At 72.5% G+C, this 8,744-nt stretch carries 6 protein-coding genes; all 6 read left to right on the top strand.

The annotated features are described in order from the left end of the window. The first annotated feature begins 188 nt into the window (after positions 1-188). The 6 genes from AB0435_RS17035 (at position 189) to pepN (ending at position 7,932) form a co-directional block, all read left to right on the top strand. Positions 189-374: a hypothetical protein gene (locus AB0435_RS17035; protein WP_366007458.1), complete on the top strand. Its 186-nt coding sequence runs from the start codon at positions 189-191 to the stop codon at positions 372-374. Between the two features lie 10 nt (positions 375-384). Beyond that, entirely contained in the window at positions 385-2,544 is a 2,160-nt protein-coding gene (malQ, locus tag AB0435_RS17030; protein WP_366427317.1) for a 4-alpha-glucanotransferase, read from the top strand. Positions 2,545-2,592: 48 nt separating this feature from the next. Then, positions 2,593-2,862, top strand: coding sequence for a hypothetical protein (locus tag AB0435_RS17025; protein ID WP_366007456.1), 270 nt, complete (start codon positions 2,593-2,595; stop codon positions 2,860-2,862). A 218-nt stretch (positions 2,863-3,080) separates the two neighbouring features. Beyond that, positions 3,081-4,055: an acyl-ACP desaturase gene (locus tag AB0435_RS17020; RefSeq protein WP_366007455.1), complete on the top strand. Its 975-nt coding sequence runs from the start codon at positions 3,081-3,083 to the stop codon at positions 4,053-4,055. A gap of 118 nt (positions 4,056-4,173) precedes the next feature. Continuing rightward, positions 4,174-5,217: an aspartate-semialdehyde dehydrogenase gene (locus AB0435_RS17015; protein WP_366007454.1), complete on the top strand. Its 1,044-nt coding sequence runs from the start codon at positions 4,174-4,176 to the stop codon at positions 5,215-5,217. 144 nt (positions 5,218-5,361) lie between these two features. Continuing rightward, entirely contained in the window at positions 5,362-7,932 is a 2,571-nt protein-coding gene (pepN, locus tag AB0435_RS17010) for an aminopeptidase N (RefSeq protein ID WP_366427316.1), read from the top strand. The last annotated feature ends 812 nt before the right edge of the window (positions 7,933-8,744 follow it).

The following is an 8,744-nucleotide window of genomic DNA, read 5'->3' as shown; positions in this document are numbered from 1 at the left end:
TTGAGGACAACGCGCGAAGCGTGTTGCGGGGGTCTGGGGGCTTGCCCCCAGTTTCGGGAAGGGGCGGGGCTGGGGAAGAAGCCCGCCGCAGGCGCGACGCACCCGCGGTCTAAAAGACTGGTGTCTGCGGCAGCCGTCCGTGGGTAGGCCAAGACGTGACCCACCCCCGTCACCCACAGGAGGCCCCCGTGGCCGCGTCCGCTCTTCTGCTGCTCTCCGGGCTCACCAGCTGCACCGAGCCGCCGCTGACCAGCGAGCCGCCCCTCGCCGACACCACGCCTCTCACCAGCGAGCCCCCGCTCACCCCCGAGCCGCCGCTGACCAGTGAACCCACCGCCCGCACACCCTGCGGCACGGACAGCCCGGAGATCTGAGGAGGTGCGGATGGGCAGAGCGCGGCTCGCCGCCCTGCACGGCGTCGCCACCTCCTACGCTCCCGCCCCCGGCCGGAGCGTCGCGGTGTCCGAGGACACCGTCGTCGCGGTCCTCGCCGCCCTGGGCGTCGACGCGTCCACCCCCCGGTCCGTCCAGGAGGCCCTGGAGGCCCGAGAACAGGCGGACGCCCTGCGGCTGCTGCCCGCCACGGTGGTGCTGCGCCCCTCGCGGTCCGGACTGCCCGCGCTGCCGGAAGGCACGCTGCTGCGCGTCGAGACCGAGGACGGGCGGAGTGTGGCGTGGCAGGGGCCCACAAGAGATCCGGCAGGCGTGCGGGAGGCCGCGCGCGCCGGTCGCGCGCCGGACGCCACTGCTTTCTCAGGTTTCTCCGGTTTCTCCGGCGGCCTGCCGTACGGCAGGCACCTCCTGCGGGCCCAGGCCCCCGACGGCCGGAGCGCCGGAGCGTCCCTGATCGTCTCCCCCGAGCGGCTGCCCGAGCCGCCGGAGCGCTCCCACGGCTTCCTCGTCCAGCTGTACTCCCTGCTGTCGGCCCGCTCCTGGGGCATGGGCGACCTCGGTGACCTGGCGGAGCTCGCGGCCTGGTCCGGGCGTACGTACGGCTCGGACTTCGTGCAGGTCAATCCGCTGCACGCGGCCGTGCCCGGCACCCACGGCGCCCCCACCGACCCCTCGCCCTACCGCCCGTCCTCCCGCCGCTTCCCCGACCCGGTGCACCTGCGCGTCGAGGACGTCGCGGAGTACGCCCACCTGACCGGACCCGCGCGCGAGCGGGCCGAGGCGCTCCTGACCCGGGCGGCCGCGCTGCGGGACGGCGTGCTGCGCGGCGGGGAGCTCATCGACCGGGACGCCGTCTGGGCGCTCAAGCGGCGCGCGCTGGAGCTCGTGCGCGCCGTGCCGCTCGGCCCCGGGCGCCGGGCCGCGCACGACGCCTTCCTCGCCGGGCAGGGCCCGGCGCTGGAGGACCACGCCACCTGGTGCGCGCTCGCCGAGGTCCACGGCACCGACTGGCGGGGCTGGCCCGGCGGCCTGAGCGATCCCCGCTCCGCCGCCACGGTCCGGGCCCGCGAGGAGCTCCACGACCGCGTCGGCTTCCACCGCTGGCTCGCCTGGCTGACCGACGAGCAGCTGGCCGCGGCGCAGCGGGCGGCGCGCGAGGCGGGCATGCGCGTCGGGCTCGTCCACGACCTGGCCGTCGGCGTCCACCCCTCGGGCGCCGACGCCTGGGCGCAGCAGGACGCCTTCGCCGCGGGCATGTCCATCGGCGCGCCCCCCGACGCCTTCAACGCCCGCGGCCAGGACTGGGGCCTGCCGCCCTGGCGGCCCGACGCCCTGGAGGCCGGCGGCTACGGCCCGTACCGCGATCTGCTGCGCGGCCTGCTGCGGCACGCGGGGGCGCTGCGGATCGACCACGTGATGGGCCTGTTCCGCCTGTGGTGGGTCCCGGAGGGCCGGGAACCGACGCTGGGCACGTACGTCCGCTACGACCCGGAGGCCATGCTCGGGGTGCTCGCCCTGGAGGCGCACCGCGCGAACGCCACCGTCGTGGGGGAGGACCTCGGCACGGTCGAGCCGGGCGTGCGGGACGCGCTCGCCGAGCGGGGCGTGCTGGGCACCTCGGTGCTGTGGTTCGAGCGGGACTGGGCGCGCGAGCCCGCCGAGCCCCTGGAGCCCGCCCGGTGGCGTACGTCCTGCCTGGCCACCGCCACCACCCACGACCTGCCGAGCACCGCTTCCCGCCTCACCGGCGACCACGTCGGGCTGCGCCACCGGCTGGGCCTGCTCGGCCGCCCGCTCGCCGACGAGCAGCGGGAGGACGCGCGCGAGGTCGCCGAGTGGCTGACGCTCTTCCGGCGGCTGGGCCTGCTGCCGGAGGGGACGGAGGGGGCTGACGGGGCGGACGAGGAGGCCGCCGTCCGGGCCGTCCACCGCTATCTGCTGCTCACCCCGGCGCGCATGATCGGCGTCTGGCTGCCGGACACGGTCGGGGACCGGCGGCCGCAGAACCTGCCGGGCACATGGGACCAGTACCCCAACTGGCGGCTGCCCGTCGCCGATGCCGAGGGCAGGCCCCTCTCCCTGGAGCAGCTGGTGGCCTCGCCCCGGCTGCACGCGCTGATGGAGGAGGTCAGAGCGGTGAGGTCCCCGTAGGGCCACCCCGGACGCGCGGGCCGAGCAGGTGTCCTATACGTTGAGCGCGTGAGCAATAAGGTCAACAAGAACGCCGTGCGTGCCGGTGCCATCGCCACCGGCACAATGCTGATGCTGCTGATGTCGTCCCCCGCGTTCGCGCTCACCCGCGACGACGGTGACGACCCGGGTCCGGGCCTGAGCGTGCTCGACACGCTCGGCCTCTACGTCGCCGCGCCGATCGTCCTCTTCCTGGTGATCGCCGGCATCGTGATGGTCGCCGCGCGCCACAGCGACAACCCGAACACCCGCGACACCCACCACGCGCGCACGCGCTGACCCTTCCTCTCTTCCGCCGCCCGGCGTCCTCGGTCCTTTACGGACCGCAGGACGCCGGGCGGTTCTGTTTTGTGCCCCTGCGCTGTCGCCCGGGACGTCCCCGCCGAGAAGTGAGAGATCAAATTCCGGTACCCCTTGCCGTTTACCGCCCCCTTAACCTACGGTGTCGTAACCTACGGATCCGTAAGTAAGATCATCCCCGCCGCCTGGAGCTGTCTGTGACCATCGCCCCCCTCCGCCACCACGCCCGGGCCGTGTGGAGCGACAGCCGACTGCTGTACGCGCTCGAAGAGGTCGTGGAAGCCGAGCTCAACCGGCATCTGAAGGTCGCCAAGGAGTGGATGCCGCACGAGTACGTGCCGTGGAGCGACGGGCGGAACTTCGACGGGGTGATGGGCGGCGAGGCGTGGGCGCCGGAGCAGTCCAAGGTCACCGACATCGGGCGCACCGCCCTGATCGTCAACCTGCTGACCGAGGACAACCTCCCCAGCTACCACCACGAGATCGCCTCGCTCTTCGGCCGCGACGGCGCCTGGGGCACCTGGGTGCACCGCTGGACCGCGGAGGAGGGCCGGCACGGCATCGTCATGCGCGACTACCTGCTGACCTCGCGGGCCGTCGACCCGGTCGCGCTGGAGCGGTTCCGGATGCAGCACATGTCGGAGGGCTTCGAGTCCGACAACCGGCACAGCATGCTGCACTCCGTCGCGTACGTCGCCTTCCAGGAGCTGGCCACCCGCATCTCGCACCGCAACACCGGCCACCACTCCGGCGACCCCGTCTGCGACCGCATGCTCGCCCGCATCGCCACGGACGAGAACCTGCACATGGTCTTCTACCGCAACCTCCTCGGCAAGGCGTTCGAGCTGGCCCCCGACCAGACCATGGCCGCCGTCCGCGACGTCGTCGTGGGCTTCCGGATGCCGGGCCACGGCATCCCCGGCTTCGAGCGGGCCGCCGCGCAGATGGCCATCGGCGGGATCTACAACCTCCGCATCCACCACGACGACGTGCTCCAGCCGGTGCTGCGCTTCCTGAAGGTCCTGGAGATCACCGGCCTCGGCCCGGACGGCCTGCGCGCCCAGGAGGAGCTCGGCCTGTACATGGGCGGCCTGAACGCGGAGGCCACGAAGTTCGACGAGCGCCGCGAGGCACTGCTCGCCCGCCGCAGGGCCCGCGCGGAAAAGGCCTGAGGCGCCGCGGAAGCACTCGGTCACCTGTCCGTTCCCCGGACAACGGATTGGACTTTTGGGCCACCCAGCACCACATGATGGAGCCGCACATACAGGCGTACAGGAGTAGGGAGTACCCGTGAGGATCGGAATCGTCGGAGCCACCGGCCAGGTCGGCGGAGTCATGCGCAAGATCCTCGCCGAGCGGGTCACGACCGGCCCCATCGGCGAGGTCACCGGGCTGCGCCTGTTCGCCTCCGCGCGGTCCGCCGGTTCCACGCTCCCGTGGCAGGGCTCCGAGATCACCGTCGAGGACGCCGCCACCGCGGACTACTCCGGCCTCGACATCGTGCTCTTCTCCGCCGGCGGCGCCACCTCGCGCGCGCTCGCGGAGAAGGTCGCGGCCCAGGGCCCGGTCGTGATCGACAACTCCTCCGCCTGGCGCATGGACCCCGAGGTCCCGCTCGTCGTCTCCGAGGTCAACCCGGACGCGATCGCGAACCGCCCCAAGGGCATCATCGCCAACCCCAACTGCACGACCATGGCCGCCATGCCCGTGCTGCGCCCGCTGCACGACGAGGCCGGCCTGACCGCGCTGATCGCCACCACCTACCAGGCCGTCTCCGGCTCGGGCCTCGCCGGTGTGGCGGAGCTGGACGGCCAGGTGCGCGCCGTCTCCGACCGGGCGCCCGAGCTGACGCACGACGGCGAGGCCGTCGCGTTCCCCGAGCCCGCGGTCTACAAGCGCCCGATCGCCTTCAACGTGCTGCCCCTGGCCGGCAGCATCGTCGACGACGGCCGCTTCGAGACGGACGAGGAGCAGAAGCTCCGCAACGAGTCCCGCAAGATCCTCGGCATCCCGGAGCTCAAGGTCTCCGGCACCTGCGTGCGGGTCCCGGTCTTCTCCGGCCACTCCCTCCAGGTCAACGCCCGCTTCGAGCGCCCGCTGAGTGTCGAGCGTGCCTACGAGCTGCTCAAGGGCGCCCCCGGCGTCGAGCTGTCCGAGATCCCCACGCCGCTCCAGGCGGCCGGCAAGGACGCCTCCTACGTGGGCCGTATCCGCGCCGACGAGACCGCCGAGAACGGCCTCGCGCTCTTCCTCTCCAACGACAACCTCCGCAAGGGCGCGGCGCTCAACGCCGTCCAGATCGCGGAGCTGGTCGCCGCGGAGCTGCGCGGCTGAGCCGCACCGTGACGTGAAGGGCCGGACGCACGCGCGTCCGGCCCTTCGTGCTGCCCGCACCCCGGGCCGACCCCGGTCAAGGTCCGCCCCGGGGGCGGCATGGAAGGATGGCGCAAACGTCGCGACATAGAAGGAGATGCCCAGGTGCCTGGAACGAACCTGACCCGCGAAGAGGCGCAGCGGCGCGCGCGCCTGCTCACCGTCGACTCGTACGAGATCGACCTCGACCTCTCCGGTGCGCAGGAGGGCGGCACGTACCGCTCCGAGACGCTGGTGCGGTTCGAGGCGGCCGAGGCGGGCGCGGAGTCGTTCATCGACCTGGTGGCGCCGGCCGTGCGCGAGGTCGTGCTGAACGGCACCGCGCTGGACGCGGCCGCGGTGTTCGCGGACAGCCGCATCGCGCTGCCCGGCCTGCTCGCCGGGCGCAACGAGCTGAAGGTCGTGGCGGACTGCGCCTATACCAACACCGGTGAGGGCCTGCACCGGTTCGTCGACCCGGTCGACGAGCAGGCTTATCTCTACACGCAGTTCGAGGTGCCGGACGCGCGCCGCGTCTTCGCCTCCTTCGAACAGCCCGACCTGAAGGCGACGTTCCGGTTCACCGTGAAGGCCCCCGAGGGCTGGACCGTGATCTCCAACTCGCCGACGCCCGAGCGCCCCGCCGACAACATCTGGCGCTTCGAGCCGACCCCGCGGATCTCCACGTACATCACCGCGCTGATCGCCGGCCCGTACCACAGCGTGCACAGCTCCTACGAGAAGGACGGCCGCAGCATCCCGCTGGGCATCTACTGCCGGCCGTCGCTGGCGGAGTTCCTGGACGCGGACGCCGTCTTCGAGGTGACGCGCCAGGGCTTCGAGTGGTTCGAGGAGAAGTTCGCCTACGACTACCCCTTCGCCAAGTACGACCAGCTGTTCGTGCCGGAGTTCAACGCGGGCGCGATGGAGAACGCGGGCGCGGTCACCATCCGCGACCAGTACGTCTTCCGCTCCAAGGTGACGGACGCGGCGTACGAGGCGCGGGCCGAGACGATCCTCCACGAGCTGGCCCACATGTGGTTCGGCGACCTGGTCACCATGGAGTGGTGGAACGACCTGTGGCTGAACGAGTCGTTCGCCACCTACACCTCCATCGCCTGCCAGGCGTACGCGCCGGGCTCGAAGTGGCCGCAGGCGTGGACGACCTTCGCCAACTCCATGAAGACGTGGGCCTACCGGCAGGACCAGCTGCCCTCGACCCACCCGATCATGGCCGAGATCCGCGACCTCGACGACGTGCTCGTCAACTTCGACGGCATCACCTACGCCAAGGGCGCGTCCGTCCTCAAGCAGCTCGTGGCCTACGTGGGCCAGGACGAGTTCTTCAAGGGCGTGCAGGCGTACTTCAAGGCGCACGCCTTCGGCAACACCCGCCTGTCCGACCTGCTGGGCGCGCTGGAGGAGACCTCCGGCCGCGACCTGAAGACCTGGTCGAAGGCGTGGCTGGAGACGGCCGGCATCAACGTCCTGCGGCCCGAGATCGAGGTCGCCGAGGACGGCACGATCACCTCCTTCGCCGTCCGTCAGGAGGCCCCCGCGCTGCCGGCCGGCGCCAAGGGTGAGCCGACGCTGCGCCCGCACCGCATCGCGATCGGCCTGTACGAGCTCCAGGGCGGCAAGCTCGTGCGCACGGACCGCATCGAGCTGGACGTCGACGGCGAGCTGACGCCGGTCGAGGCCCTGGTCGGCACCAAGCGCCCCGCCGTCGTGCTCCTCAACGACGACGACCTGTCGTACGCGAAGGTGCGCCTGGACGAGGAGTCCCTGCGGGTCGTCACCGCCCACCTGGGCGACTTCGCCGAGTCCCTGCCCCGGGCGCTGTGCTGGGCCTCCGCCTGGGACATGACGCGCGACGGCGAGCTCGCCACCCGCGACTACCTCTCGCTGGTGCTCTCGGGCATCACCAAGGAGTCGGACATCGGCGTCGTCCAGTCGCTCCAGCGGCAGACGAAGCTGGCCCTGGACCTCTACGCGGCCCCCGACTGGCGCGAGAAGGGCCTGGCCACCTGGACCGAAGCGGCGGTGGAGCAGCTGCGCGCGGCCGAGCCGGGCAGCGACCACCAGCTGTCGTGGGCGCGTACCTTCGCGGCCACCGCCCGCACGCCCGAGGAGCTCGACCTGCTCCGGGGGCTGCTGGACGGCACGGTGACGATCGACGGCCTCGCCGTCGACACCGACCTGCGCTGGGCACTGCTGGAGCGGCTCGCCGCCACCGGCCGCGCCGACGAGCAGGAGATCGCCGCCGAGCTGGAGCGCGACAGGACGTCGGCGGGTGAGCGGCACGCCGCCGCGGCCCGTGCCGCCCGGCCGACGGCCGAGGCCAAGGCGGAGACGTGGGCGCAGGTCGTCGAGTCCGACAAGCTGCCCAACGCGGTGCAGGAAGCCGTCATCGGCGGCTTCGTCCAGACCGACCAGCGCGAGCTGCTCGCCCCCTACAGCGAGAAGTACTTCGCCGTGGTCAAGGGCATCTGGGAGAGCCGCAGCCACGAGATCGCCCAGCAGATCGTGGTCGGCCTCTACCCCGCCCTGCTGGTCTCGCAGGAGACGCTGGACGCCACCGACGCGTGGCTGGCCTCCGCCGAGCCCAACGCGGCCCTGCGGCGCCTGGTCACGGAGTCGCGCGCGGGCGTGGAGCGCGCCCTGAAGGCGCGGGCCGCGGACGCGGCCGCTGCCTGAGCGTGACGGCGAGCGCCGGACGGGCCTGGAAGAGGCCCGCCCGGCGCTCGGCGGTTTTCACGCGGTCACACGGGTCGGCTCGCGCCGACGCCCTGGGCGGTGACCGTCAGGGCGTACGGGTTCGCCACCAGCGGTGACGTGCGGCGGGACTCCACCTCGATCTCCCAGACCCCGGGGACGGGGCTCGTGTAGCTCCGGCCGGTCGGCTCGCCGTCGGCCTTGGCGCCGGCGAGCAGGGCGGCGCTGTGCGAACCGAGCTTGGAGGGCGCCGAGTTGGGACCCGGCGCGGGGGAGGGGTCCGAGGCGAGCGCGGGGGGCGGCGCCCGCCGCGGTGAGCGCGGCCACCAGGGCGGCCGCGGTGGCTATTCGGGTCAGGGGGTGCGGCGCGCGTCTCGCGCCGCCGGGAGGCGCGGACCGGTCTGCGGGGGTCATGAAGATCCCTAGCTGGGTTGACGGCAGGGGCGGGCTGTGCAGCGGACGTCCGAAAATCGGAGCCGGATGACCGATCACTTTTATGGAAGTGACAGGGGTTTGGGGAGAGTTGTCGGTGAAGGAAAGGGGGAGTGGCGTAAACCCGCCACGCGCCACACGGGAGGAAGCGTGCCGAAGGCCGTGAAGCGGGCAGAGGGGTTCCCGCGCCCCGCCGGGTGTAGGACAAACGGGCTACACCGTGGGCCCCAATGCCGCGCGAACGTTCCCCACCCGGGTGAACGCTGAGTGAGCGTCAGCTCGCCAGGGGACGAGTGGTGTATGTCGATTCGCAATCGCCATGATCGATGTGAGGTGATCGGCGGCGGCCGTTGCGGTCGCGT

It is taken from the genome of Streptomyces sp. NPDC051173, from assembly GCF_040689515.1.
Classification (GTDB): Bacteria; Actinomycetota; Actinomycetes; order Streptomycetales; family Streptomycetaceae; genus Streptomyces.
Note: the sequence above shows the minus strand (reverse complement) of the source record. Positions and strands in the feature narration are given on the sequence as shown.